General features: G+C 60.0%; 20 protein-coding genes. 11 read left to right on the top strand and 9 right to left on the bottom strand.

Annotated elements, in window-relative coordinates; translation table 11 throughout:
- Positions 1-88 precede the first annotated feature (88 nt).
- The 6 genes from FKV68_RS16330 to FKV68_RS16305 all read left to right on the top strand — a co-directional run bounded on the left by FKV68_RS16330 (position 89) and on the right by FKV68_RS16305 (position 4,990).
- Positions 89-478 (top strand): VOC family protein, encoded by a 390-nt coding sequence (locus tag FKV68_RS16330; protein WP_180938861.1) that lies wholly within the window; start codon positions 89-91, stop codon positions 476-478.
- A 59-nt stretch (positions 479-537) separates the two neighbouring features.
- Complete coding sequence (locus FKV68_RS16325) at positions 538-1,485, top strand: tripartite tricarboxylate transporter substrate binding protein (protein ID WP_180938860.1); 948 nt, start codon at positions 538-540, stop codon at positions 1,483-1,485.
- A gap of 145 nt (positions 1,486-1,630) precedes the next feature.
- Complete coding sequence (locus FKV68_RS16320) at positions 1,631-2,650, top strand: 2-hydroxyacid dehydrogenase (protein WP_180938859.1); 1,020 nt, start codon at positions 1,631-1,633, stop codon at positions 2,648-2,650.
- A gap of 75 nt (positions 2,651-2,725) precedes the next feature.
- Positions 2,726-3,499, top strand: coding sequence for an HpcH/HpaI aldolase family protein (locus FKV68_RS16315; RefSeq protein WP_180938858.1), 774 nt, complete (start codon positions 2,726-2,728; stop codon positions 3,497-3,499).
- A 55-nt stretch (positions 3,500-3,554) separates the two neighbouring features.
- Positions 3,555-4,571 (top strand): peptidyl-alpha-hydroxyglycine alpha-amidating lyase family protein, encoded by a 1,017-nt coding sequence (locus tag FKV68_RS16310; RefSeq protein WP_180938857.1) that lies wholly within the window; start codon positions 3,555-3,557, stop codon positions 4,569-4,571.
- Positions 4,568-4,990: a cupin domain-containing protein gene (locus FKV68_RS16305; protein ID WP_180938856.1), complete on the top strand. Its 423-nt coding sequence runs from the start codon at positions 4,568-4,570 to the stop codon at positions 4,988-4,990. Before FKV68_RS16310 ends, FKV68_RS16305 begins: the two co-directional genes overlap by 4 nt.
- A 97-nt stretch (positions 4,991-5,087) precedes the next feature.
- Here FKV68_RS16305 and FKV68_RS16300 read toward each other — a convergent pair whose 3' ends face one another.
- Positions 5,088-5,870 carry an SDR family oxidoreductase gene (locus FKV68_RS16300; protein WP_180938855.1) on the bottom strand — a complete coding sequence of 261 codons (783 nt, stop codon included), beginning with the start codon at positions 5,868-5,870 and terminating at the stop codon, positions 5,088-5,090.
- Positions 5,871-6,159: 289 nt separating this feature from the next.
- On the opposite strand from FKV68_RS16300, the gene FKV68_RS16295 reads away from it, so the two are divergent.
- The 3 genes from FKV68_RS16295 (at position 6,160) to FKV68_RS16285 (ending at position 10,041) form a co-directional block, all read left to right on the top strand.
- Positions 6,160-6,903 (top strand): SDR family oxidoreductase, encoded by a 744-nt coding sequence (locus FKV68_RS16295; RefSeq protein ID WP_180938854.1) that lies wholly within the window; start codon positions 6,160-6,162, stop codon positions 6,901-6,903.
- A 16-nt stretch (positions 6,904-6,919) separates the two neighbouring features.
- Positions 6,920-8,113, top strand: a complete 1,194-nt coding sequence (locus FKV68_RS16290; RefSeq protein ID WP_180938853.1) for a PrpF domain-containing protein — start codon at positions 6,920-6,922, stop codon at positions 8,111-8,113.
- A 146-nt stretch (positions 8,114-8,259) separates the two neighbouring features.
- Entirely contained in the window at positions 8,260-10,041 is a 1,782-nt protein-coding gene (locus FKV68_RS16285; protein WP_180938852.1) for a B12-binding domain-containing radical SAM protein, read from the top strand.
- A gap of 239 nt (positions 10,042-10,280) precedes the next feature.
- Here the strand turns inward: FKV68_RS16285 and FKV68_RS16280 are convergent, their stop codons facing one another.
- Both FKV68_RS16280 and FKV68_RS16275 read right to left on the bottom strand, forming a co-directional pair.
- A complete protein-coding gene (locus FKV68_RS16280; RefSeq protein WP_180938851.1) occupies positions 10,281-12,557 on the bottom strand; it encodes a CDC48 family AAA ATPase in 2,277 nt (758 codons plus the stop codon).
- A 325-nt stretch (positions 12,558-12,882) separates the two neighbouring features.
- Entirely contained in the window at positions 12,883-13,908 is a 1,026-nt protein-coding gene (locus FKV68_RS16275; RefSeq protein WP_180938850.1) for a GlxA family transcriptional regulator, read from the bottom strand.
- Between the two features lie 146 nt (positions 13,909-14,054).
- Here FKV68_RS16275 and FKV68_RS16270 point away from each other — a divergent pair, with 146 nt between their 5' ends.
- Complete coding sequence (locus FKV68_RS16270; protein WP_180938849.1) at positions 14,055-15,062, top strand: GlxA family transcriptional regulator; 1,008 nt, start codon at positions 14,055-14,057, stop codon at positions 15,060-15,062.
- Positions 15,063-15,320: 258 nt separating this feature from the next.
- Positions 15,321-18,296, top strand: a complete 2,976-nt coding sequence (locus FKV68_RS16265) for an NAD(P)-dependent oxidoreductase (RefSeq protein WP_180938848.1) — start codon at positions 15,321-15,323, stop codon at positions 18,294-18,296.
- Positions 18,297-18,403: 107 nt separating this feature from the next.
- On the opposite strand, the gene FKV68_RS16260 is transcribed toward FKV68_RS16265, so the two are convergent.
- From FKV68_RS16260 to FKV68_RS16235, 6 genes are all read right to left on the bottom strand, one after another.
- Positions 18,404-19,432: an SGNH/GDSL hydrolase family protein gene (locus FKV68_RS16260; protein WP_180938847.1), complete on the bottom strand. Its 1,029-nt coding sequence runs from the start codon at positions 19,430-19,432 to the stop codon at positions 18,404-18,406.
- 77 nt (positions 19,433-19,509) lie between these two features.
- A complete protein-coding gene (locus FKV68_RS16255; protein WP_180938846.1) occupies positions 19,510-20,604 on the bottom strand; it encodes an SGNH/GDSL hydrolase family protein in 1,095 nt (364 codons plus the stop codon).
- Positions 20,605-20,788: 184 nt separating this feature from the next.
- On the bottom strand, positions 20,789-21,265 hold the full coding sequence (locus FKV68_RS16250; RefSeq protein ID WP_180938845.1) for a hypothetical protein: 477 nt from the start codon (positions 21,263-21,265) through the stop codon (positions 20,789-20,791).
- 236 nt (positions 21,266-21,501) lie between these two features.
- Positions 21,502-22,833: an SGNH/GDSL hydrolase family protein gene (locus FKV68_RS16245; RefSeq protein ID WP_425347593.1), complete on the bottom strand. Its 1,332-nt coding sequence runs from the start codon at positions 22,831-22,833 to the stop codon at positions 21,502-21,504.
- Between the two features lie 209 nt (positions 22,834-23,042).
- A complete protein-coding gene (locus FKV68_RS16240; RefSeq protein ID WP_246452522.1) occupies positions 23,043-23,672 on the bottom strand; it encodes a response regulator in 630 nt (209 codons plus the stop codon).
- Between the two features lie 8 nt (positions 23,673-23,680).
- Positions 23,681-25,336 carry a sensor histidine kinase gene (locus FKV68_RS16235; protein ID WP_246452520.1) on the bottom strand — a complete coding sequence of 552 codons (1,656 nt, stop codon included), beginning with the start codon at positions 25,334-25,336 and terminating at the stop codon, positions 23,681-23,683.
- Positions 25,337-25,743: the final 407 nt, after the last annotated feature.

Genomic DNA, 25,743 nt, shown 5'->3' with positions numbered 1-25,743 from the left:
CAGCCCGATATTTCCTTGAAACTTCCGGCTTGAATATGCAAGTATTTGTTTGTATACAACAGCATGCATGTGGCGGTAGGGAGCGAGGATGTTCAGGATCAATCATCTTCATCTGAAATCACGCGATCCGAAGGCATCCGCCGACTGGTTCGTGCAGGCTTTCAATTTTCAGGTCCTGACCGATGAACAGCGCAGCACCGGAGACCGGTTCGTTCGCTGCCTTACCGAGGACGGCGGGATGCGCGTGTTCTTCTCCGGGGAGAGAGACGGAGAGGTGCTCCACGACGGAGCGACCGGGGTTCATCTCGGTATCGAGCATATCGGTATCGATACGGCCGACGTCGTCGCGCACGTCGAGCGTCTTCAGGCGATGGGTGCGCGGCTGATCGAAGGACCGCGGCCGGGGGTGGGCAGCGCGATGGTGGCCTTCGTCGAGACGCCCGACGGCATCCGGATCGAACTCATGCAACCGAAATAATGGGAAACGCAACGCTCACGGTTTTCCGTGGCGCGTAAGCTTACAAAGGGAGGATTAGAATGCGCATGCTGACAAAGATACTGCTCGCCGGCTTTGCGGTCGCCGGCATGGCCGCACCAGCCTTTGCGGAATACCCCGATCAGCCGATTACCTTCATCATTCCCTATGGACCGGGGGGCACCTCCGATGTCGGCGCCCGCACCTGGGGACCCTTCTTCGAAAAATGCATTGGCCAGACAGTGGTTTTCGTCAATAAGCCGGGCGCCGGCGGTGAACTGGGTTTTGCGGAACTCGCCAATGCGAAGCCCGATGGCTATACGATCGGCGCGCTCAACGTGCCGAACTTTCCGGTTGGGGCCATCACCAAGGAGAAGCCGGCTTACGAACTGGGGAGCTTCGCCTTCCTCGGCAACCTCTATGGCTCGAAAGTCTCGATCAACGCCAAGCGTGGCGGTAAATATGACACACTCGCCCAGCTGGTCGAAGCCGCCAAAACCGGCCCGATCAACATGGCAATCAGCAACTATGGCGCAGATGACCACATCAAGATGCTGAGCTTCATGAAGGCTGCCGGCGTCAAGTTCAATTTCATTCCGATGGCAGACGCGGCAACCTCGCGCAATGCCGTGATCGGCGGTCACGTGGACGTATCCGGCAATTCTCTCACAGAGGTTGCTCAATTTCAGAACGAATTGAAGACGCTCGCGATCGCTTCAGACGAACGCGTGGCCGAACTCCCCGATGTTCCCTCCTTCAAGGAACAGGGTTTCGATATCGTTGGTGGCTCCAACCATGTGATCGGTGCTCCGGTTGCTACGCCTCCGGATGTCGTCGCCAAGCTTTCCGGATGTTTTGAAGCAGTCTCGAAGGATCCGGAATTCCAGAAAGTTGCCAAGGAACGATCGCTTCTTCTCAACCCCATGACAGCCGCGCAGACCAAGGACTGGGTCCAAAAGGAATCCGCGATGCTCAAGGGTCTCTGGGAAAGCGATCCGTGGATCAAGTAGGTCGCATCTTCGCCGACCGAGTTAAGCCGGTCTGCCGGCCATTCGAGTTCAACAGGTAACAATCCGCCGCCAGCGACGAACCGCAGCGCACGCTACCGGCTTTCGCTGGCGACGGTGCCGGAATGCAGATCTTCAGGAGGAAGCCGTGCCGGAAACCCACTTACCCAATAAATTCAAGGTCGCCTGTGTCGGGCGTGCCTTCGGTCCGGAAGCGCAGGCGCTCATCCGCGATGTCGTCCCTGCCGAATTCGAAATCTCCTTCGAGATCGATCCCGGCGAAAAGTGCCATCCGCTCATCCGCGAAAGCGATTTCATTCTGACCACGGCGCCGATCACCGAGAAACTGATCCGGGAGTCGCCGCGGCTGCGGCTAATTCACAAATGGGGAATCGGCGTCGACAAGATCGATCTGGCAGCTGCCGAGCGCGAGGGCGTCCCTGTTGCAATTACCGCCGGCTCCAACGCCGTCGTGGTTGCCGAACATACGATAATGCTGATCATCGCAGCCTTGCGGCAGCTTTCGCTTGCCGACAGGTCGATGCGTGAAGGGAAATGGATCTATACCGAGCTGCGCCCGAAGTGTCGGAAGCTCTCGGGCAAGACGGTCGGCATCCTCGGTTTCGGCAATATCGGCAAGAATGTCGCCAAGCGGCTTGCGGGCTTTGATGTCGAGATAATCTATCACGATCCGTTCCGGTCTCCGCCCGAAATCGAGAAGCAGTTCAACGCCCGCTTCGTCAGCTTTGACGAACTGATGGAGCAGAGCGACATCCTTACGCTTCATTGCCCGGGCGGTGCGGCCAATCACAGGATCATCAATGCCGCCGCGATTGCTCGCATGAAGCGCGGTTCCGTTCTGGTCAACGCCGCGCGCGGCGACGTCGTCGACGAGGATGCGGTGGTGGCCGCGCTCGAATCCGGGCAGCTGTTGGCGGCCGGTCTCGATGCCTTCGAGCCAGAGCCTCTTCCGCCGACCAGCAAGCTCACGAAGCTGGAGAACGTCGTGCTGACGCCCCATACGGCCGGCAGCGTGCTCGATAACGTCGTCAACGTTGCCTTGCATGCCTTCAACAACATGCTGCGCTTGGCACGGGGGGAGGAAATTCCCGCAAGCGATATCGTCGTCAGGCCTGCAAGATCGCGGGACTTCGCCAAGGCGTCCTGAAGCCCGTCTCGAAAAGGAAGCCGAGGCGTTGCAACGGCTTCCCCGGACAATAGTCAAAAATTCAGGGGATCGGGTATGGCCAACGTCGCTCTTGAAAAATTGAAAAATGGCGAACTATCGCTTGGCATCGTCCTTCGGCAGGCACGCAGCGTGGAGACGGCAAAGATTATGGAAGCGGCCGGTTTCGATTGGCTCTTCCTCGATCTCGAACACAATTCTATGTCGATCGAAACCGCGTCAGAAATGTCGATCGCGGCGCTGAATTCCGGTATCGCGTCGCTCGTCAGGGTGCCGGAGTTTCAATATTCGATGGCGACCCGCGCACTCGACGGGGGCGCCCAGGGCATCATCATGCCGCATGTCGACAACGCCGCGCAGGCGCGAGAGGTGGTCAGGCAGTTGCGCTACCCGCCCGTCGGCCGCCGCTCGATTTCCAGCGTCCAGGTCCATGTCGATTTTCGCCCGCTGCCGGTTGGCGAACTCACGCGTGAACTCGACAAGAATTTCCTGGTCGCCATCATGATCGAAACCATGGAAGGCGTCGAAAACTGCGAGGAGATTGCCGCCGTCGAGGGCATCGACGTCATCATGATCGGCGCCAATGATCTTTGTCTCGATCTGGGCATTCCAGGCGATGTGATGAACCGGCGCACCGTCGAGGCGTTCGAGCGCGTTGCGGCTGCCTGCAAGAGGAGTGGCCGATATGCGGGTCTCGGCGGCGTGCGCACGCCAGAGGATCTGAACGTCTATTTCAAGATGGGATACCGATTCATTCTCGCCGCCAACGACGTGACCCTACTGATCGATTCCGGCCGCAGGCGCACGCAGGCGCTACGCGCGCTGATTTGATCCGGAGGCGGAACGTCGGGCTCGAACAGATTTCCTCTGAGAGGTGGAACAACAGATGAGCGTCATTCTTGGCAGCGGTGATTTTATCTATCGGGTCGAGGAACAGTGGGTGAAGCTCCCGGCGGGTCTCGTCATGGGCGATGTCGCGGCACTTGCCGTCGACCGACAGGATCGAGTGTACCTTTTCAACCGCGGTCCTAATCCGATGATCGTGGTCGATATCGAAGGCGAATTCCTCGACACCTGGGGGCAAGGCGTCTTCAGCAATCCGCACGGCCTGCATATCGGTCCCGACGATTGCATATACTGCACGGACGATGGGGATCATACCGTGCGCAAATGCACGCTTGACGGAAAGGTGCTGCTGACGCTCGGCACGCCGGGCAAACCGTCTCCTTACATGTCGGGGATACCGTTTCACCGATGCACGCATACGGCGGTTTCGCCGGAGGCCGATTTCTATGTATCCGACGGGTACGGCAATGCCCGGGTGCATAAATATTCCCCCGAAGGCAAGCCGATACTCTCCTGGGGTGCTCCGGGCATCGATGCCGGCCAATTCAACTTTCCCCACAATATCTGCTGCGACGCCGACGGCTGGGTCTATGTCGCCGACCGGGAAAACCATCGTATCCAGATCTTCGACGGCAATGGCAGATACGAGACGCAGATCAACAATCTGCATAGGCCCAGTGCCCTGCAGATCAGTGCAGGAAAATGTCCGATCTGCTATGTCGGCGAGATCGGCCCTTACATGAACGTCAATCGCAAGAACCCGAATCTCGGTCCGCGCATCAGCGTTACCACCAATGATGGAAAGGTCCTCGCCCGTTTCGGCGATCTTCCGACGGGCCCCTGTAATCCCGGACAATTTCTCTCGCCGCATTCGCTCGCAGTCGATTCCCGCGGCAATCTCTATGTCGGCGAAGTCAGCACCAGGGCCTGGCCATCGCTGTTTCCTGGCGAGCCGCTGCCGGATAACCTGCACCGCATGCACAGGCTGACGCGGATTTCAGGAGTTGAGGCGTCGGGGCGGGGAGAGGCGGCCGAAGCTCGGGGCCTCTTCGAATGAAAGATGGTAGCACCGGAATGGTCCTGCGGCCGGCGGAACTTCAATGGGTGGAGCGCGGCAACGGTGCGTCGACGATCCCTCTGGTGACGAAAGCCTGTGGTTCGACTTCCATGTTAAACGGCATCACAGAATTCAAGCCGGGCGGGGCCATCCCCCTTCACTCCCACAATTGCGAGGAAAGCGTCCTCGTGCTGGAGGGGGAATGCATCGCTGAAATCGACGGCCGGCAATATCGCCTCGGCCGTCATGACACGACATTCATTCCAGGTGGCGTCCCGCATCGCTTTCTCAATGCGTCCGAAACGGATTTGACAAGGATCTTCTGGACATATGCCTCCGTCGAGGCGACGCGCACGCTGATCACCACTGGCGAAACCCATCCCATCTCCGCCGAGCATGCCGGCAATGGAGCCGCGTAGCGTCGCCGATGATGCGCAGTCCGTCTTCGATCACCGCGATCTAAGTTGAGACGCGGGATGCGGGTGGAAAACCGCGCACACTTTTTCTCATCCCGCTCTAAATAAAGGCCGCTTTGCCGCCATCCACCGGCAGCGCCGCGCCGGTAACGTAAGAGGCAGCCTCCGAGGCAAGAAAGCAGGCAACATTGGCGAATTCGTCGGCCGTGCCCATGCGTCCGAGGGGAATTTCTTTGCCCACATCCGCGATCATTTGTTCCAAGGTTACTCCATCGTTCCGGGCTTTGGCGCGGCGAGCGATCTGGTCGCTGATGATAGACCCGACCATCAGCGCATTGACGAGAACGTTGTGAGGCGCGCCTTCGCCGGCCAGTACCTTCGTTAGCGCCAGGCCTGCCGCACGTGTGACCGTGGTCGGTGCACCCCCGGCACGCTGCTGCTTGGCGTTGATGGAGAGGACGTTGATGACCCGCCCCCAGCGTCTTTCCTTCATCTGCGGCCAGACATGGCGGGTCATGCGGATCGCGCCCATCAGCTTCTGTTCGATATCCTCCTGCCACATCTCGTCTGTGATGTTCTCGAAGGTGGAGAGGCGCGACTGGCCCGCATTGTTGACCAGGATATCGATCTTGCCGAAGGCCGTCATGAGGCGCTCATAGGCGTCGGTGGTGTCCTGAGGTCGGGCAACGTCGCAAACGAAACCCTCGATCCGGGTCTTCGTTCCACTGCGTATCGACGACACCGCTTCGTCGAGCGCCGGTTTGCCTCTGGCGAGAATTGCGACCTCGGCGCCAGACTCGGCAAAACGTTTTGCCATTGCCAATCCAAGCCCTTTGCTGCCGCCGGTGATGACCGCTGTTCGCCCGTCAAGCCGAATTTCCATTGGATATTCCTTTCTCTCGGTCTGTTCTTCAATTGAAGGTGTGGTCGCGTCATCGTTCGGGCAGAACAGGTTTCGGCATGTTCATGACGTTGCTGCTCAAACCTGGGAGCCTATCAGCCGCATCACAACACTGCGCCGGCGATCACGCTACTGCTGCGGCGATTTCCGCGACGCTAGCAAAATGGATGTTGATTGTATACGCATGTCGACTATAAAATACAGAAGCATGAGGAGGGTGGCCGGTTGGCTTTCTTCGGTGTGGGCCGCACCCAAATTGTTGGAGGGGTGGATGTCGAAAGTCGCAATCGTTACGGGCGCGGGATCTGGTGTCGGAAGGGCGGTCTCCTTGGGGCTACTTGGCGCCGGCTACAGCGTTGCCTTGGCGGGCCGCCGGCACGCGGAACTCGAGGAAACCGCCCGCCTCGCAACCGGCGGCCAGTCGCTTGTACTGCCGACTGACGTGACCGATGCCGAAGCGGTCGAGAGCCTTTTTGCCGAAACAGAAAAGGCTTTCGGCAGGCTGGATCTTTTGTTCAACAATGCGGGCCGCGGCGCACCGGCGGTGCCAATCGATGAGTTGGCGATCGAAACCTGGCTCGCCGTCGTTGATACCAATCTGACCGGCGCCTTTCTTTGCGCGCGTGCCGCATTCGCCCTCATGCGCGGCCAGTCGCCGAGGGGTGGGCGCATCATCAACAACGGCTCAATTTCGGCTCATGCGCCGAGGCCTTTCGCAACTGCCTATACTGCGACCAAACATGCGATAACCGGGCTCACCAAACAGCTGGCGCTCGACGGACGCGGCTTTGATATCGTGTGCGGCCAGATCGACATCGGCAATGCCGATACACCGCTGACCTCGCGCATGAGGGAGGGCGTGCTGCAGGCCGATCTGTCGCGCTCGACCGAGCCGCTGATGGACACGAAACATGTGGCCGATGCGGTGCTTTACATGGACGGGCTGCCGCTCGACAGCAATGTGCTTTTTATGACCGTGATGGCGAACAAGATGCCCTTTGTCGGGCGCGGCTGAGAAAGGGAGGCAAGGCATGGAGTCGATCCATCCGCAGCAGCAGGCCATACGCGCCGTCTTCATGCGCGGGGGCACCTCGAAGGCCCTGGTCTTTCACAGGAAGGACCTGCCGCAGGACCGCGCCGATTGGGATGCGATCTTCCTGGCGGCGATGGGGTCGCCGGATCCGAACGGTCGGCAGCTCGATGGCATGGGCGGCGGGCTCTCCTCGCTTTCGAAAGTCTGCGTTATCGAGAAGTCCGCGCATCCCGATGCCGATATAGACTACCTCTTCGGGCAGGTGGAAATGCATGCGGCGCGCGTCGATTATGCCGGCAGTTGCGGCAGCATGGCCTCGGCAATAGGTCCGTTTGCCGCAGACGAAGGTCTGGTCCCGGTGCCGCAAGACGGTGACGCTGTCGTCAGGATTCGTGACGTCAATGCGGATAAGCTCATCATATCGCGCTTCCGGATGCGGGGCGGGCGAGCCTGCGTCGACGGCGATTTCGCGGTCGATGGTATTGCCGGCTCCGGATCGCCCGTCCGCATCGCTTTCCTTTCGCCCGCGGGAGCCGCGACCGGCAAGGTTCTCCCGATGGGAGTCCCCGTCAGCGAGATAAACGTCGCGGGCGTAGGGCGCATCGCCTACAGTTTCGTCGACGCCGCCAATCCCGTGATGTTCGTCGCTGCCGAGAGCATCGGTCTCTCAGGCTCCGAACTGCCCGATGCCATTGAAGCCGTGCCGGGACTTCTCGGAACAATCGAAAGAATTCGCAGACATGTGACAGTGGCCGCAGGCGCCGCACCGGATCTTGAGGCAGCTGGTGCGGTCTCGCTGCCCCGCATCGCCTTCGTGGCAAGAAGCGCGCGCTCGCCGATCATTTCCGGTGGTATGCTGGAACAGGAGGACACGGACATCATCATCAGGATGATCGGACGCGGCAGGCCACATCTCGCCGTGCCGATCACGACGGCACTTTGCCTTGCGGTCGCCTGCAAGATCCCGGGCACGATCCCTCGCGGGTTGCTGAGCGCTCGCGCGGCCGCGGGCGGAGATATTATCATCGGCCACCCGAGCGGAGCCTGGACGATGGCGGCCGAGGTGGATGACGAAGCGGGTCGCATAGATGTGAGAAGCGCGAGCGCCGTGATGACCGCTCGAAGGCTCTTCCAGGGCGAGGTCATGGTGCCGAGCGCCGTGATGGCGAGGCTCCGTGCAATGCCGGTCTGACAGTTTGCTTTCAAGTCCACCCAGATCGTCGTGGGGCATGCTATCTCACGACATGCCGGGCTCTGCTTGAACCGACCGGCGCGGCCTTGTCTTGTGGCGGGGCTCTGCTACGCTCTCCCATTGCTTCCAAAAACGAAAGGGAGCACGTGGCGCATTCTTCCGAAGCTAGCGGGAAGCGTTTCCAGCTCATCCTGATCAAGCCGTCGCACTATGATGACGAAGGCTACGTGATCCGGTGGTGGCGTGCCATGATCCCCTCGAACTCGCTCGCCGCGCTTTACGGCATTGCCGCCGACTGCGCCGAACGCAAGGTGCTCGGCCCGGACATTGCCATCGATATCACGGTGGTCGACGAAACGAATACGCGGGTCGATTTCCCGACCCTTCTGCGCGTGCTTGGCCGACATGACAATTTCGGCATGGTGGCGCTTGTCGGCGTCCAATCAAACCAGTTTCCGCGCGCACTCGATATTGCGCGGCCGTTCCGCAATGCTGGCATATCCGTTGCCATCGGCGGGTTTCATGTGTCGGGCTGCCTTGCCATGCTTGACGGCAAGGCGGTGGAACTCGACGCCTGCCGGGAAATGGGCATCTCCATGTTTGCCGGCGAGGCGGAGGGCCGTCTTGAAGCGGTGCTGCGCGATTCGGCTGCCGGCAGGCTGGAGCCGATCTACAACTTCATGGATGACCTGCCGGCCATTGCCGACACGCCGGCGCCCTTCCTGCCGAAGGAAAATATAGCCCACACGCTCGGCTTCAGTACGAGTTTCGATGCCGGTCGCGGCTGTCCATATCAATGTTCCTTCTGCACGATCATCAACGTACAGGGGCGCAGGTCGCGTTTCCGCTCGGCCGACGACGTCGAGAAGCTGGTGCGGATGAACTGGGCACAACGTGTCCACAAGTTCTTCATCACCGACGATAATTTTGCCCGCAACAGGAATTGGGAGGCGATCTTCGACCGGTTGATCGAACTGCGGGAGAAGGACGCCATTCCGCTCGGCCTGATGATCCAGGTCGACACACTCTGCCACAGGATCCCGAACTTCATCGAGAAGGCCAAGCGTGCTGGCGTTACCCGCGTTTTCATTGGTCTCGAGAACGTCAACCCGGAAAATCTGACCGCGGCAAGGAAGAGCCAGAACAAGATCACCGAATATCGCAAGATGCTGCTTGCCTGGAAGGCCCAGGGCATCATGACGCTCGCGGGCTATATCCTCGGCTTTCCGGCGGATACGCCCGAGACCATCCGGCGCGACGTCGCCATCATTCAACACGAACTGCCGGTCGACATCGTCGAATTCTTCATCCTCACACCACTGCCGGGCTCGGAGGACCACCAGAAGCTCTGGAGGACTGGCGTCGAGATGGAGGCGGATCTCAACGTCTACGATGTCGAGCACGTGTGCACGGCGCATGCGAGAATGAGCCGGGAGGAGTGGGAAAACATCTACCACGAAGCGTGGCGGCTCTATTACTCGCCAGAGCACATGGAGACTTTGCTGCGCCGTGCGGTCGCGACGGGCGTGCCGGTTGGAAGCCTTGTCAAACTGCTCGTTTCCTTCGCGACGATGGTGCCGCTCGAACACGTCCACCCGCTGCAAAGCGGTTTTTTGCGCCTGAAGCGGTCGTCGGAGCGGCGACCGGGAATGAAGCGGGTGCATCCCCTGATATTCTGGCCGCAGTTTTTGTTGCAGACGGTGCGCAGGCATGGGACGCTTGCAGGCACGATCGTCCGGTTGACCGCTGCCGCCTACAGGATCTCCCGCGATCCGGCTTCGAAGGCCTACATGGACCAGGCGCTGACGCCCGTCGGAGCAGACGACGAGGAGACGCTCGAACTTTTTACCAAGACCACCGGCGGGACGGCGGCGGTTGCGCATATAAAGAGGGTCGCGGCGCTCACCCATGCCGCTCCGGGCGGCTAACCGCCGGGCCCGCAGGACCTGAAAGGCTCTGTTCGAAAAGCGACCCGATGTTGCCAGAGCCGATCCCTCCTGCAAAGGCGAAAGCGGCCGGTGAACCGGCTCGTCGAGTTACCTTAGACTTGGGCGGTTCCGCCTCCTTGAAAGCATTTGCCGATCTTGGGCACGGCACGCGATAAATCAAAGCACTCCATCGTCCCAACGCATCCACCACAACGGTACGGCGCTGTGGACCGGCAGGTTCAGCCGCCTTTTCTAGGCAGGAAACCGATCTGCTGTCGCTGCGGGTCTTCCTGTTTCAGCGTGCGGAGCATCGCCTCGTATTCGCGCTCGACTTCGGGCGTCACGGACGGGCGGATTTCATCGAATGCCTTGTTGAAATGCTCTGACGTGACGTCCTGGGCGTCGAGATTTTCTCTGAGCGCGATAAGACCCGCGCGTCTTGTGAGGTCTTCAAGATCGGCGCCCGTGAACCGCTCGGTCCTCTGTGCAAGATCGTCCAGGTCAACGTCCTTGGCCAGCGGCATCTTGCGCGTGTGAATGCCGAGAATCTTGCGCCGGCCCTTTTGATCCGGAACCGGAACATAGACAAGCTCGTCAAAACGGCCAGGTCGAAGCAGGGCGGGATCGAGGAGATTCGGCCGATTGGTTGCCGCCATGACGACCACGCCTTGCATATCTTCCAATCCGTCCATTTCCGCCAGCAACGTGTTCACCACCCGTTCGGTCACCGCCGGCTCGCCGATGCCGCCGCCCCGAGCCGGCGCAAGGGAATCGATTTCGTCAATGAAGATCACGGTTGGCGCGACCTGCCTTGCCCGTTCGAAGAGCTGCGACACCTGCTGCTCGGACTCCCCGTACCATTTCGAAAGCAGGTCCGACGACTTGGTGGCCACGAAATTCGCCTCCGCTTCCCGCGCGACGGCCTTCGCCAGCAAGGTCTTGCCGGTTCCCGGCGGACCGAACAGCAGGAATCCCTTGGCCGGTCGAATGCCCATTCGCTTGAATGATTGCGGAGACCGCAACGGCAATTCGACCCCTTCGCGAAGCCGCATCTGCGCCTCGTCGAGCCCACCGATGTCAGCCCACCGAACATCGGGGGCCTGAATCATGATTTCGCGCAGTGCCGAGGGCTGTATCCGCTTCATGGCGCTCAGGAAGTCGGCCTGGTTGACGCTCAGGTTCTCGAGGACCTCGGACGGGATACCCTCTCTGAGATTGATGTCCGGCAATATCCTGCGAAGCGCATCCATCGCTGCCTCGCGCGCGAGCGCGCCGACGTCCGCGCCGACAAAACCGTATGTGGTTCTTGCGATTTCGTCGAGGTCGACGTCTTCCGCCAGAGGCATGCCGCGCGCGTGAATGGCAAGAACCTCGCGCCTGCCTTTCTGATCCGGCACTCCGATGACGATCTCGCGATCGAAGCGGCCTGGACGCCTCAGCGCTTCGTCAATCGAGTCACGACGGTTGGTGGCACCGATAACGACGATGTTCTGCCTCGGCTCGAGACCGTCCATCAAAGTCAAAAGCTGTGCGACGATCCGGCGTTCCACCTCTCCGGTCACTTTCTCGCGTTTTGGCGCGATCGAGTCGATCTCATCGAGAAATATGATGGAAGGAGCGTTCTTGGCCGCCTCCTCGAACACCTGGCGCAGCCGTTGTTCGGATTCGCCGTATTGGCTACCCATGATTTCCGGCCCGGCGATATGATAGAAATGAGCCTCGGTTTCGTTTGCAACCGCCCGCGCCAGAAGCGTTTTGCCGGTTCCCGGAGGCCCGTGAAGCAGCACGCCTTTCGGCGGATCGATGCCGAGGCGCTGGAACAGTTCCGGATGACGAAGCGGCAGCTCCACCATTTCCCGCACTTGATCGACGGCGTTACCAAGGCCGCCGATGTCGTCATAGGTGACGTCGGCTCGCCTGGCTTCCTTGGGCTCCTCGAATTCCGGCCGCAGTTCGACGATGGTATTTTCTCCCATCGTGACGATACCGCGCGGCTGGGTCGACACGACCACCAGACGTATTTCCTGGAGACCGTAAGCCGGAAGCTCGACCAGGCCGCGCATGATGTCGTGCTCCGTGCGGGCGTTGCGGCTGATGCGCTGCTGCACCGATGTCGAAATCACATCCCCGGCAGCCATCGGGCGGCGAAAGAACGTACGCTGAAGCGCTTCGCCCGATCCCTGCAGCCGAAGGTTTTTCTGAGCAGGGGCGAGAACGACCCGCTGGGCAGGTCTCGCGTCTACCTTGTGAACCTCGACATGGTCGCCGCTGGTTGCGCCCGCATTCACACGCTGCAGGCCGTCCAGTCTGATGATGTTGAGGCCCTCGTCTTCACCATAGCCGCGGAAGGCGATCGCACCTGTATGACGTTTCCCCACAATCTCGATAATGTCGCCTTCCTCGACTCCGAGCGCGGACATGATCTTCGGCGTAATTCTCGCGAATGGTCCGCCGGAGTCTTCGGGACGGGTGTTGGCGACCTGAAGCTTGACGATATTGTCCTGGGATTGTGCCATTGAACTCTCCGGGGTCGGACGTGGTCTGAAAGACGGGACGAGTGCAGTGCCGATCAGTTATACGACCAAACATATGGTTGAGGACAGGCATTTCCACCTACACCTTCGGCGTTTCAGCACGGCCTCGAAGGGGCTGACTTCACGTTTGGAAATACAAAACGGTCAAAAGTGCCTGAAGGATGGTCAAGACAGCCAGATGGCCGCTTGACTGCTCTGCTCTGCTGCATGTGTCCCAAATCGTAGCCGACTTAAGGACAAAAACAGGCAGCAAATCAAAGTGCTATAGCGACCTTTGCGCGTCTGATAAGACGGGCGGCTGGAGGCGTCACGCGGCCGATGCACATGCGGCCGGGCGCGCCGCCGGCATTCTCATGATGCGGCCCCGCGCTTCCTGCGGCGAACACGCAAAGGTCTCGCGGTAGCATTTGGAAAAATGCGAAGCTGACACGAAGCCGCAAGCGATGGCGACCTCCACGACAGGCATCGTCGACTGTACAAGCAGCAGTTGGGCGCGCTCGAGACGGAGCTTCAAATAATACCGCGCCGGCGAACAGTGCAACTCGTTGCGGAACAGCCGCTCGACCTGCCGCCGTGAAAGGCCGATTGAAGAGGTAAGCTCTTCCACTTGCATCGGCTCGGTCAGGCTCTTCTCCATCTTCTCGACCAGCTTCAGCACAATGGGATCTCGAACCCCGATGCGTTGGGCGAAGGGAAGGCGCTGCCGTTCCCCGGGATCGCGCACGCGGTCGACAAGTGCCAGTTCGCATATGCCACTCACAACGCTCTCGTCGAAATCGCGGCCGATGATGTGGAGCATCATGTCGAAGGAAGCGGCTCCGCCGGCGCAGGTGAAGATGTTACCGTCGACTTCGTAGATTCCGGTGCTGACGTTTGCCGCGCCAAAACGCTCGGCAAATCCGGGTTGGTTCTCCCAGTGGATCGCGCATTTTCGCTCGTCCAGCAGCCCGGCTCTCGCCAGGAAATGGGCACCAGTGCAGAGACCCGCGACCGCGACACCCCGATTGCGACATTCGCGCAGCCAGGCATCGGCCGCACGGTCGACGTGGCGCTCCACGTGCTTTCCTCCGCAAATGACGGACACCGAGGGACGCAGCCGGCTGGTTAGATGCTGGCGTTCAGCCGCTATGGAGTTGTCGGCTTCAAGCGTGAGGCCGCAACTCGCGCGGACCTTGGCACCGTCCGAGGAGACTACGCGCCAGGAGTAGGCTTCGTAACCGACAACCGCGTTTGCCAGCCGCAAGGCCTCGACCGCGGAGGAGAACGCCAGCATCGTGAATTCCGGCACAAGGTAGAAGGCAAACCGACGCTGTTCAGCGCTCACTATTCTCATCCAAATTCCTCCCCCCGACGGCCGAGCGGCCTCGTATCCCCCAGCGTCGCATGGCCATCTATCCGCGACATACTCCCGAAATATTGACTTGCGTTGGAGATCTGAAAAGAATGATTGCGTCATATCGGCAGTAGAAATGAGACAGCATGGTCTTAAACGACGTTTCCCAGCGGAGCGTGCGGCGTGAGCAGGATGCGCGCCTGACAGTGGGGTTTGTTCTGGTGCAGCGATTTACGCTCTGCGCCTTCGCCAACTTCGTGGACGTGTTGCGCCTCGCTGCGGACGAAGGCGACCGGAGCCGGCCAATTCAATGCCGATGGAAAGTCGTCGCCCCGGACATGCGGCCGATCACGGCCAGCTGCGGTGTCTCTGTTCAGCCTCACGAGGTGTTCGGCAGCCCCAAACACTTCGATTATATCGTCGTGGTCGGCGGGCTCATCGACGAAATGGACCGGCCCGACGAGCGGGTCGAACGGTATTTGCGCCAGGCCGCCGCGGCCGGAGTTCCGCTGGTCGGCCTTTGCACCGGCACCTTCATCCTCCATCGTGCCGGTTTAATGGAGGGCTATCGCGGCTGTGTGAGCTGGTTCCACCACCAGGACTTTCTCTCGCAGTTCGACGGGCTCAGGCCGATCTCCGACCAGATCTTCGTGGTCGACCGCGACCGACTGACTTGCTCTGGCGGCACGAGTACGGCTCATCTCGCGGCATTCCTGGTCGACAGGCACATCGGCAAGGCTCAATCCACGAAGAGCTTGAATATCATGATGATCAGCGAGGCGGAGGACGGGGGCGCACCGCAGCCTGGCCTGACGCTCAGCTTCCGGACCAAGGATCCAATTGTCAGGAAAGCACTCTTGCTCATGCAGCAAAGTCTGGACACGCCAGTCTCCGTCTCCGAGATGGCAAGACATCTAAAGGTCGGTAAGCGGTGCCTTGAACGGCATTTCAGGGAGGCGCTTGGAACCTCACCCCTGACCGCGTTCATCGAGATGCGGCTTTTGCTTGCGCGCCATATGCTTGAGAACACCGACAAGTCGATTGCCATGATCGCCGCGGAAAGCGGTTTCTGTGATTCATCCCATCTCAGTCGGACGTTCCGAAGGCGGTTCGCCAACACACCGCAAAATTTCCGTGCATCCTTGGGTTCTTAGCGACAGCAAATCGCAAGGCTGATCAAAGCGACGTCTCTGCCTCCGATACGCACCGGTCGAAATTTGCGCCTTTTACGCCCTCCTTCCGCAAGAAGTTCCTGCGGGATCGTCGACATGCTGCCAGCGCGGCACCAATCCTCACGGCAGGCGCAACAATGACGCATTCCGCGTGCTGTTCGGCGCATATGAGGTCTTCTTTCTGAAGTGTTCGATCCACTATCAGCGCCATCTCCCGCCTCGAAAACAGATAGGCAGATCATGATGAACATCGCGCAGATGCAGGAACAGCGACTGAGGGCACTCCAACTGACGAGATCCGGCGCGCCGAGGCTGCCGTCCAACCCGTTCTTCGGCGTCGGCCCGATCACCGATGCGACCACCGACGAAGTGGATAGTCGTCTGCGGCGCATCGCCTTTGATACCTGGATCGAGAAGACCTATCGCAAGCTTGACGACCGGGGCAACGACATCGGCGGCTTCACCACCGCCGAGATTTCACGCAGCATGCATCGCGGCTATCCGGCCGACAAGATCCTGACCGACATGATGCGGGCGATCCATCGCTATTTCGGCTTTCCGAAGACGAATCGCATGGCCGTGGGGCTCGGCGGTGGCCACAGCGGCTTCACCGTCTGCGTCCAGCACCTGATGAACGCCAATGACGCCTCGCAGCGCGTCTATGTCGATACGCCGCGACCGGAGAGCGATCCGTCCAAGGCCGCTGGGTTCTTCCGCCAGTCCTGGGCCACGCAGATCATCGAGATGCAGCGCTTCGCTGAAAAAGGCTGCGAGAGCCGCATCCATTTTGCCGCCTCGGAAGGTGTAATCCCGACGGCAGAAGAGCTCTCCGCCCTCGGCGTTTCGATCTTCGTCGGCGTCGGCCACGAGACGACCGGGGCCAATGCCTATACCGGTCGTGAGATCCGCGAGCTTTTGAGCTGGATCGACGGCGATCCGGCAAACCGCCATGCGGTGTTCGATGCCACCTCGATGCTCGGCGCCATGCCGTGGGAACCGGAGCTCGTCAGCGCCGTCATGGCGAAGTGCTGCCTGTTCATGCCGTTCCAGAAGGCGATCGGCGGGGTTTCGGGTTATTTCGTCGCCTCCTTCACGCCGCATGCGCTGGCGCTGATCGAGAAGAACCAGCAAGATCCCGCCTGGGCGATCCCGCGCCAGCTGAAGATCGCGCCGCCGGTCGACCCCAGGCAGCCGTTTTCGGCCAAACGCTCGGTCGATGCCGGACCGTTCTACGATGCCGCCGAAGACCGCATGCTTGGTGGGGTCATCAATACCTACAGCGCGCTCGCCTTTGCCGAGACCACCTTCGGCCTCTTGCAATCCGAGGCGCGCGTCGGCTCGGTGGTCGAGCTCAACCGCCGCTCCGCGGCCAACCGCAAGGTGATCGATGACTGGGTGAAGTCGCATCCGCTCCTGTCGCTGACGGTCACCGATTCCGAGCGGCGCGGCGCGGCGGTGACGCTCCTCAAGGTCGAGGACGACAGCATCACCGATCCCGCCGTCCACGCCCGCATCATCGCCCGTTCGAAGCAACTGCTCGGCTATGAGGGCATTACACATCCGAACGGCGAATACGAGTCCGGCCTTGACGCGGCCCGCTACGTCAATGCCTTCCCGGGCACGCCCGGCGACTATCGCGCCTGGGTCGGCGGCATCCGCGAGCCGGAAGACGTCGTCGCGCTGCTGGAAAATCTGCAATATGCCTATCTGCGTGCCAAGGTCGTCGTTCTCGAAGAGGAACTGGCGAAGAACGGCGTCACTTTCGAGGCTCCGGCCAAGGCCACCGGCACCGTCCGCAAGGACGATCCGGAGCGCGCCTATACGGTTCTGATCGCCGATCTGGTCGGCCTGCGCTTCGGCGCGGACGGCCAGCCAGACCACAGCGAGATCAAGGCCTATGTCGAGGAAAAGGGCGGCGTTTTCCATCTCGGGCCGCTCGGCGACCGCTCGGCGCTCGAGAAGGGCCGCATCCATTTCTTCTACCAGCCGAACCTCAGCACTGAGGCGGAGATCCTGCCGCAGACCGACCAGGGCCAGTACGACGCGCTGATCGCGGCGGCGACCTTCATTCCGAAGGCCTCCGTATTTCCGCTCGGCGGCGTGCGCATCGGCGCCGGCACGGGCAACATGAGCTCGGCCTCCTGGGGCGGCGGTAACGGCGAGGGCGGCGACGCGCCGCTGATGAACACGCCGGGCATCAACAGCCGCGCGACCGCCCAGATGGCGATGAAGGCGGTCCTCAAGGTCTTGCCCGATCTGCCGGTCGATAGGTTGCACCGAATGGTCGCCGAAGGCGACTTCGATACCGGCCGTCAGCTCAAGGATTTTCCGACCGCAAAGCTCGAGGGCCGCAAGATAGCCATTCTCGGCTACGGCAATATCGGCCGTGAAGTCGCCAAGCTCGCCAAGGCCTTCGGAATGAAGGTGGCGATCTACGCCCGCGAGCATCACAGGCACTGGATCGAGACGGAAGGCTTCGACTATGCCGCAAGCCCCGTCGCGGCGGCGACAGGTGCCGACGTGCTTTCCGTCCACATCGGTCTCGGCCGCCTGGACGCGGCGACCAGCGTCTATTCGAACGCCCGCACCGTCGATCGGGAGGTGCTCGGTGCCATGAACGACGGCGCAGTGCTGGTCAACTACGACCGAGGCGAGGTCGTCGATGCTACTGCGCTAGACGACGCGCTGTCGTCCGGTAAGATCGCGCACGCGGCGATCGACGCCGACCTCTTCAAGGACGCCGCGACCGGCAAGCTCAGTGGGCCGATGCTTCCTTACCTGCCGCTCCAAGAAGGCCACAAGGGCAAGCTGGAGTTGCTGCCGCATGCCGCCGCCGACACCGATCATCCCTCGCGCGTGACCGGCGCGAAGCAAGCGGTCGACCAGATCTTCGACGTCATCCGCTTCAAGTCGGTCACCAACCTCAAGGGCGATCTGCCGGAGGGCTACGTGTCGGCCGGCAGCCGCACGCCGGCGGGCATTGGCCGGGTGACAAAGCAGGTGGTTACCGAGGTCGCCGGCAAGGCAGAGCTGCTGGAGGAACTGCGGCAGACGTCGGAAAAGGTCGCGGCGATCCTCGGCGCGCTCTCCGCCGTTTCCGATCCGGATCGCCGCGGCCGGATCATCGATCGGCACACCGGCCTGTTCGTCGAAAGTGTCAACCGGCAGCGCGCGCTGCTCGATGAGCTCGGCCTCTACGGGCCAGTGGAGGAGTAAGACCTTCTGCGGCTTCCGGCCCTCGCAATCAACACGCCCCTGACGGTCGCCGCAGGGGCGTTCATGCTTCCGCTGCATCTATTGCCCGCGCGACGGAGCAGTTTTCCCTATTGCGAATTTTCGGTCGCGACGCTCGCGGACATACCGAAGAGTTCCGGGTATGTCTCTGTCAATACGTCCGCCATGGCCTTTGAGAAACGCTCGTTGGCAATCCTGTTTGGATGCGCATCGCTGGGTGATACCCACAGGGTATCGGGCGCAAGATCCATTACCGAAGGTCGCAAGTCGAGAAACGGTATGTGTTCGCTGAAGGCAATCCGTTCGACGGCCCCGGTCACCTCCGGGAACGGATAGTCCTTCAAGTCGTGGAGTTCGGGATAGCTTACGAGGATCAACTTGTAGCCGCGCTCCCGGCAGAAACTTGCCAGACGATGGATCGAAGCCTTGGCCTGCTGCCAGCCGGGTTCCTCGGGCTCATACAGATCGCGATAGTAAGTCTTCCAGTCCGCACGGCCGAGCAAGATGCGCGAGACCTTGTCTATTGCCGACGCGAAGACAACGTAGGCCGCCGAATGCTCGCCCAGCCAGGATTGTTTCCGGTAGGGAGTGGGCTCGGCATCGTTGATGAAATAGTTCAGCACAACGACGTCGGGATCAAACTTGTACCCTTCAGTCACGAAGTAGGCGACCTCCATCGGCGTGTTGTAATTGCCGACGCCTGTGTTGATAACCTCGTAGCGAGGATCGGGGGCGGACGTTCCGTTGAGCAATGCCTCGAGTTGCCTCGAGGGTGTGTCTTCGGCGCGCACTCCCCATCCGAACGTCAACGAGTCGCCAAGCATGACGGTCCGGACACGGCCGACGGGCTTGCCGCCAGCGGCAAGCTCTCTGTCGCGCAAACCTATTGAGTTTATCTGCACGGGTACGCCCATATAGACGCCGCCTGTGTTGGGGCGATGCTCATGGGCAATTGCCGGATTGGCGCTGACCCGTTTCAGGTCCCGCGCGTATTTCCACATTTCCAGGTCGAAATCCATGCCATCGTCGAAGGCAATCCTCGCAATACCCTCGAAAAGCAGCGCGCCGACGGCAATGCTCAGAGCCGTCGACAGCACCATCAGGGCGATACGCCTCATACGGGAGGATGGCTTCCCACCGGGTATTCGAACCCCTCGCGCTACCTCGGTAATCATCGTGCGATCAGTCCCCAGGGTTACCGCGCTGCGGAAAGCTGCCCGCAGTCGGGCTCGATGGGCGGGCCAGGGGCGAAAGAATGCTGGCTCCCCCTGATTGTGTTCTTGCCTCTCCATTCACTGAGGAGCCATTCGTCGATTGCTTCCGCAACGAGGAAATGCCCCAAGGGAGAAAGGTGCTTGTCAACGACGCCAAAGGTTTTCGTTGGGTCGGCGGCCGCCAGACGCACGGTCGGGTCGACAACGAACATGCCTGGCGTCGTCGCAGCCAGCGTCTCAATCATTTTGCGTTGCCGATCGGGTTGCAGGCCGTCGTCTCGACCGGCCATCTCTGCCCATCCGGGCAAAATGACCACAAGCAGGTCTGCGCCATTACTCCGGGCAGTGGTGGCCAGTTGGTCGAAGAGACGTTTTGTCAGTTCGAGTGCGTCTTCTATATCTCGGCGAGAATCGATGTTCCCCACATAGGGCCGCAGTAGCGTCGAATAGACCCAATTGTATAATTTGCTGTTCTTCCACAAGAAAAGGTGCGCCTCCAATAACAAACCCGCTTGCTTCGGATTTGAACCTGCCGGTTCAACGTTAATGTCGACGGAGGAAGGTGTGAGAACCGCCCGCTCGGCATTGTCTTCTATGTCCGTGCTCAGTGAAAACCCGACGATCAAGAGTTTATGGGAGATCGCTCGCCCCTTGTCCTCATAGAGCCGGATCTCGTTCGGCTGCCCGTAACCACCGGTGCCATAGTTCTTAAACAGGAGCTGCGGGTGCCAAGCATTCAACAGCGCGCTGAATGTTTCGCTTTCCCTAACAAGCGAGCCTCGCACGATCGAGTCGCCGAGTACGATCACGGGTTCGCCGTTGCCAATGGCATTGTCGCGGAAGCCGTCTGCGTTGATTTTCACGGGATTCCACGGATCGAAACTGCTGAATCGTTCGAAGTATCTGTTGCCGGGGATTTCCGTGAAGCCGTAGTGCGGATGGGGCTGGTGTCTCGTTCGTGCTATTCCGCAGAACACATAGTCGCCCTCACCAACGGGGATCTGAAGGCTTGGGAAAGCGCGCAGCACCAGTTCGGACCCGACCACGGCGACCGCAATCGAAATGACAACTGTCAACGCGTCGCCGATCCAGGGGAGGGCCCGAGAAGGATGCACGCGTCCAGCGCTTTTCCGAGTGGACGCCATATCATCCGCCGCTATCGAACTTCCAGTGTTTGGCTTGTTGCGACGACTGCCTTCCCGCATCACGACGAGGACCTTTCCAATGGTCTTATTCCGCCGCGCCGTCTCGCCCGGTGTGTCACGCGTGCCGGGTTTCGCCGTCGCGTAGTTGGGTTCGACAGGCTTGATAAAGAACGGGTCGCATTGGTGCCCGCCTCATTTTTGGGAGTCCGCGCGCTTCACCAGACTTGGCAAACACTACTCGTTTCCTTGGCCGGTATTGGGAAGATCCGACGGGACGAATATTACCGGGGGAGGCTCCGTAGCCGACTGCTAAATCGTGGAACGTTTCCGTCGCGACATAAACCGTCTCAGCGGAAGACACGGCCTGGCTAACCCGTGCCTCATCGGAAATCTGAACATAGAGGACGCCGGGGATGGACAGTGGCATGGTACTGACGACCGGATCCAGGATCACGTCAATTGCCGCCGGAGCCACGTCGTTCAGAACGAAGACCACAAGCCCGTACCGGCTCGACCGATAGGCGGTAATAATCACAGCCGCTGGTAGCAGGCCGTCGGTCGGCGTGATCTCTACAACGTTTTGTACATGCATGATCGCTCTCCGAGGAAGAGAAGAACGCTTCGCAACTGGAAAACTGACGGTGCTGATTACCTAATCTAAATTCGCATCATTCCGGGAGCCGGATATTAAACAGCGCAACTCTAACCTATTGCCAGTTTTTCGAATATATTCCCATGGATATACTCACCGCGTCTTTTTTCACGCTCAGGCGGCACATGCGCGTTGGTGACGCCCCGTTGCGAGGCCTGCTTTGCGCGGTATTGCGTTCAGTGCATCACGCTGGCCGCCTTCGATATCTGAGGGCCTGCCAAGCGTTTCGCGATGATATCTGCAGCAAATGCGGCGCCGTCGCGGTTGAAGTGGCTATCTGCAGCATACATCTTCTCAGGCTCCGGGTGCGCCTCCAAGGGCGGCACGAGATCGATCACCTCGATGCCTTCGGCAACCGCGCTGTCGAGCACAAGCGTGCGCAGCGGGTCGAATGCGGCTCTCGAGCTGAGTGCGCCCATGAACCGATCGACCCTTGGCACATAGACGAGCGTGAAGGTTCCTCCCCAACTGTTGGTTATCGATTTCGCACGATGGAGGATCTTACGAAACTGCGGTATTTCCGGCGTGGCCTTCGGCAAGACCAGTCCCAAGCGCGTAAGCGTCTGTTGCAATGCCGCGAAATTTCGAAGGAGCTCCGTCTTTGTCAAGAGATCCATGACCGTCACAGGCTCCTTGTTACGCTGCCCCATCGCGGTTCTTGCCCGATGCAAGGAGTCGCCGGCGTCCGACGGGGATCCGTAGTTCGCATCCAGGTCGAGAGCCGCGCGCAGCCATGGCATGTGAAGCTCGTTTTCCAGATTCTCCCAGTCATTTCCTTCGAAAAACACCATCAGCACATGATCGGGGCGAAGGATCGGGCCGAAGCGTCCGAGCGTCGCGAGTTCGACGAGGGGACCATTGCCCCTGATACCCGCAGCAGTCGCTACAAGCCGGTCCAATCTCAGGTGTGACGCAATATCGTCGCCGGGAGGCAGGCAAAAACCCTCGACGAAAGAGTCGCCGAGAAGCATCGCGTCGATGGTGCCGCGATCGTATACCTCGTCCGGATTGTTGAAGCCGAAACGATCTGAACGATAGGTGATCGCATTGTTGTCTGGCGCGCAGAGAACGACTTCAGTCTTCGGGAAGCCGGACAATACTGCTTGCGGCAAACTATCGACATTCGACATTCTGTTGAGCTGGTTGAGTGTGAATGCGGCTACGACATATCCTTTCTGCTCAAGAGCCTGCCGTTCGTTTTCGTCGAGCTGCCCCAACATCGACAATCGGACTGGCACGGACCGGAAGGTAAGCAATGCTTCAAAGAGAAACAGGCCGAGCAAGGCGCTCAGGCCGTAGATGCCGACCGCCATCGCTAGCTTGGGTCTCGCCAGGACGCCCGCGAGCAGAAACAAAAGGGCGAGCGATCCCGGGATCACAACGTAGCGAAGGAAGTGCGGCGCGGCGGAAGCATATTCGCTATAGTTCAACAGCGCGTAGGCGGGGCTCAGCAAGAAGTAAGCCGCCAGGATCGTACAAAGTATAAATCCTGTTCTTCTGTGTCTCAAGGCAGTTCCACCTTTCTCGCAAGGTCAAGCCTATGTTTGACTTCCGCTTTTTGCTCGGGTCTGTCTACCTGACCCGAGGACACGCAGGGGAGGGGCATTCGGCGTTTATTTTACGATTCCGATCTCCGGCGAGAATTCGTCAATTCTGTCAAATATCGTTTTCCTGAGCCTAGCAGTTTTGGCCAAAACATTCCGCAATAACCGGGAGATCAATCAATGTTGAGCTGCAGCCTCTTTGACAGATTGGCAAGCTCCACGCGCGTCGAAATATCGAGCTTGCTATAGATGCTGTGAAGGTGGAGCTTCACGGTGCCGGGTGAAATCCCGAGTCGCATGCCAATCTCTCTGCTGCGCATTCCCGCCGCAGCAAGGCGTGACACCTCTATTTCGCGCTGCGTCAACACCTCAAGAACCCGGTCGCGCTCGGTCTCTTGTCTGCGGATGCGATCGAGCGCGCCCTTTAGCGCCGGATCGTGAAAATAGGTGCCGCCCGCCACGACCTCTCTGATACAATCCAACAGCGCGACAGGCGCTTGTTCCTTCAGCACGATGCCGCGCACGCCGAGTTGCATCGCTTCTTCGAGTTGGTCGTCGCCGATGTCCGCAGTAAGGATCACGATCGCCGCGCGGCAGCAGCCACGTGCGCGACGAACGAACTCCAGGCCGTTCATCTCCGGCATTCGTAAATCGAGAACGACGAAATCAACAGCATCGGAATTCAGGACGTCAAGCGCCTGCACGGCGTTTTGACATGTCGCCACGACCTGCCAACCAGGCACGGTCTCGATCAAACGCCGCAGCCCGTCGAGAACGATCAAATGATCGTCGACGACAATCACGCGGAGATTTATCGAGGCATCGGAAGCATGATCATCACTCGTGTCCATTCCGCAATCCTATCAATTGCAAGTTTGCCGCCGCGAGCGGCTGTTCGCTCGCGCAAGCTTCTTGGACCCATTTTCTTGTGTTCCAGCTCGGCATGCTCGACGCGATCGCCGAAGCCAAACCCGACCCCGTCGTCGTCAACGGTCAGTACGATTGCTTCCTTGTCTGTCCGCAGGCGGATCCTGACCTTCTGTGCGTGTCCATGGCGCACCGCGTTGGCCGTCGCCTCTGATGTCATGCGCGTCAACTCGTAAATCAGACTCATCGGAAGCCTGACCTTGGCTGGATCGAGCGCGACATCCACATCGATCTGCCATTGCAGCATGAGCCGATCGGCCAATTCCGCGAATTGATGCTCCAGTTGTGCTTCCGCCGCGTTTCCATGCTCACGCCCCGGTTCCAGCGCCCGGATGAAGGTGCGCAACTCCCGCTGCTCGTCGAGAAGCATCGACTGGATTGCGGTCAAGCGTTCCTCCAAGTCGTCGGGCGGTTCTTGTCCCATCGGCCGCAGAGATTGGAGCTGCAAGGCGGTGCCCGCCAGAGTTTGAAGAACACCATCATGAAGGTCGCGGCCGATACGAATGCGTTCCTCGACGGCGGCCTCGTCGCTAAGACGACGAACCAGCATCGCTTGTTCGAAGAGCGCCTTGATGCGATCGGCGATGATTTCGGTGATTGCGACGTCGTCAAGCGTCAGCGCCGGCGGTTCGAGCAGAAAGAGGCGGGCCTGCAGGTCGCCAACCTCGAAATGAACAGAGACGGCGGAAGTCAACGAAAACGCATCGACAAGCGCGGGAGAGAGGGGCGGCCGCTCATCGGTCCAGGAGTCAAATCGACCATCGCCCTTGTGAATGAGAACACGGTTGCGCGTGGTATCGGATATCAACAGGCTTCGTTGGTGCAGGGTTTTGTCGGTCCATGTTCCAAAGGCATCCGGAGCCATCTGCGTGACCTTGCAGACCCCGTTTTCCCATAACGCCACATATGTCCACGGCTCTTCGCCGTCACTCCAGATGAGCAGCGCGCGCTTAACCAGCATCACGTGCGCGGCATATTCCAGCGCGGCAGCGGCGGGCCACTCGCGGCCTTGAGGCAAGGCAGGCGTTCTTTGAACCAGTCTCAACAACTCGGCGCGCACGGCCTCCTGATGGGCCCCAAGCCAGATGAGCAGTACCGCTGCCACGAAGATGAACAACAACCGGGAAACATTCGTCGTGGTATCGGCGTCCGGATCGAACAGATCACGTGTGTCGAAGTATCCGAGATACAGCAGGATCAGCAGGCAAGTGAGCCCACTCCAGAACGCGCCTCGCCATCTCCAGTGCAGGGTCGCGGACAACAGCGTGAAGGGCATGAGCACGAAAAAGGGGCTCGACGTGCCGTCAGTCATCGACATGAACGCCGCGAATGCGACGATATCGATCACATGGCGCACGAACGTCCCGCGTACCCTCGAAATCTCGGTTCGCCAGGACAGGATGGCAACGATGACGGCGTAGCAGAAATAAGCGACGAGCAGCGCGTACATCGGTTCGGGCGGCAACGGCACATGCACCGAGTCCAGCCACGCGATCCAGATGCTGCCGGCCGCAAGCATGATGCGGCCGATTGCGATCACCTTGTCCGACCGGGCACGGAAGGTGTTCGTCCAAACCATGCGACCTGGAAGAAGATCCCGCTCGTTCGCGTGGCGATCGCTCCGCATCCTTTCGTGCGCGCGACCATATTCAGCACGCAGTCGATCTGACAGATTGAATGTCCTGAGGATGGCCGTTGTACATCCCCTGAGAGCTGCCTCAATTGAAGCGCTTATGTTGGCCGAACCGTTCCACATTAAAGCGGCCACCCGAGTATGAACTGATCCAGGTATTTACTGTCAAAACAAATATCTGCCGGCTGCGGCAGCCAAATCTAGTCTTTTAAAATGACCCCTGTCTCTCAATGGCGCGAACATGCATTTGGGCTGGGATAAGCTTAATTGGCATGACTGCCAATATACCGCTGGATATATGGATCCGTCGATCC

The organism is Sinorhizobium mexicanum, assembly GCF_013488225.1.
Classification (GTDB): Bacteria; Pseudomonadota; Alphaproteobacteria; order Rhizobiales; family Rhizobiaceae; genus Sinorhizobium; species Sinorhizobium mexicanum.
Note: the sequence above shows the minus strand (reverse complement) of the source record. Positions and strands in the feature narration are given on the sequence as shown.

Bases quoted from the DNA above. Each gene is read 5' to 3' on its own strand.
- FKV68_RS16330 (WP_180938861.1), top strand. From the start codon at position 89: ATGTTCAGGATCAATCATCTTCATCTGAAATCACGCGATCCGAAGGCA.
- FKV68_RS16325 (WP_180938860.1), top strand. From the start codon at position 538: ATGCGCATGCTGACAAAGATACTGCTCGCCGGCTTTGCGGTCGCCGGC.
- FKV68_RS16315 (WP_180938858.1), top strand. From the start codon at position 2,726: ATGGCCAACGTCGCTCTTGAAAAATTGAAAAATGGCGAACTATCGCTT.
- FKV68_RS16310 (WP_180938857.1), top strand. From the start codon at position 3,555: ATGAGCGTCATTCTTGGCAGCGGTGATTTTATCTATCGGGTCGAGGAA.
- FKV68_RS16305 (WP_180938856.1), top strand. From the start codon at position 4,568: ATGAAAGATGGTAGCACCGGAATGGTCCTGCGGCCGGCGGAACTTCAA.
- FKV68_RS16300 (WP_180938855.1), bottom strand. From the start codon at position 5,870: ATGGAAATTCGGCTTGACGGGCGAACAGCGGTCATCACCGGCGGCAGC.
- FKV68_RS16295 (WP_180938854.1), top strand. From the start codon at position 6,160: ATGTCGAAAGTCGCAATCGTTACGGGCGCGGGATCTGGTGTCGGAAGG.
- FKV68_RS16290 (WP_180938853.1), top strand. From the start codon at position 6,920: ATGGAGTCGATCCATCCGCAGCAGCAGGCCATACGCGCCGTCTTCATG.
- FKV68_RS16280 (WP_180938851.1), bottom strand. From the start codon at position 12,557: ATGGCACAATCCCAGGACAATATCGTCAAGCTTCAGGTCGCCAACACC.
- FKV68_RS16275 (WP_180938850.1), bottom strand. From the start codon at position 13,908: ATGAGAATAGTGAGCGCTGAACAGCGTCGGTTTGCCTTCTACCTTGTG.
- FKV68_RS16270 (WP_180938849.1), top strand. From the start codon at position 14,055: ATGGTCTTAAACGACGTTTCCCAGCGGAGCGTGCGGCGTGAGCAGGAT.
- FKV68_RS16265 (WP_180938848.1), top strand. From the start codon at position 15,321: ATGATGAACATCGCGCAGATGCAGGAACAGCGACTGAGGGCACTCCAA.
- FKV68_RS16260 (WP_180938847.1), bottom strand. From the start codon at position 19,432: ATGAGGCGTATCGCCCTGATGGTGCTGTCGACGGCTCTGAGCATTGCC.
- FKV68_RS16250 (WP_180938845.1), bottom strand. From the start codon at position 21,265: ATGCATGTACAAAACGTTGTAGAGATCACGCCGACCGACGGCCTGCTA.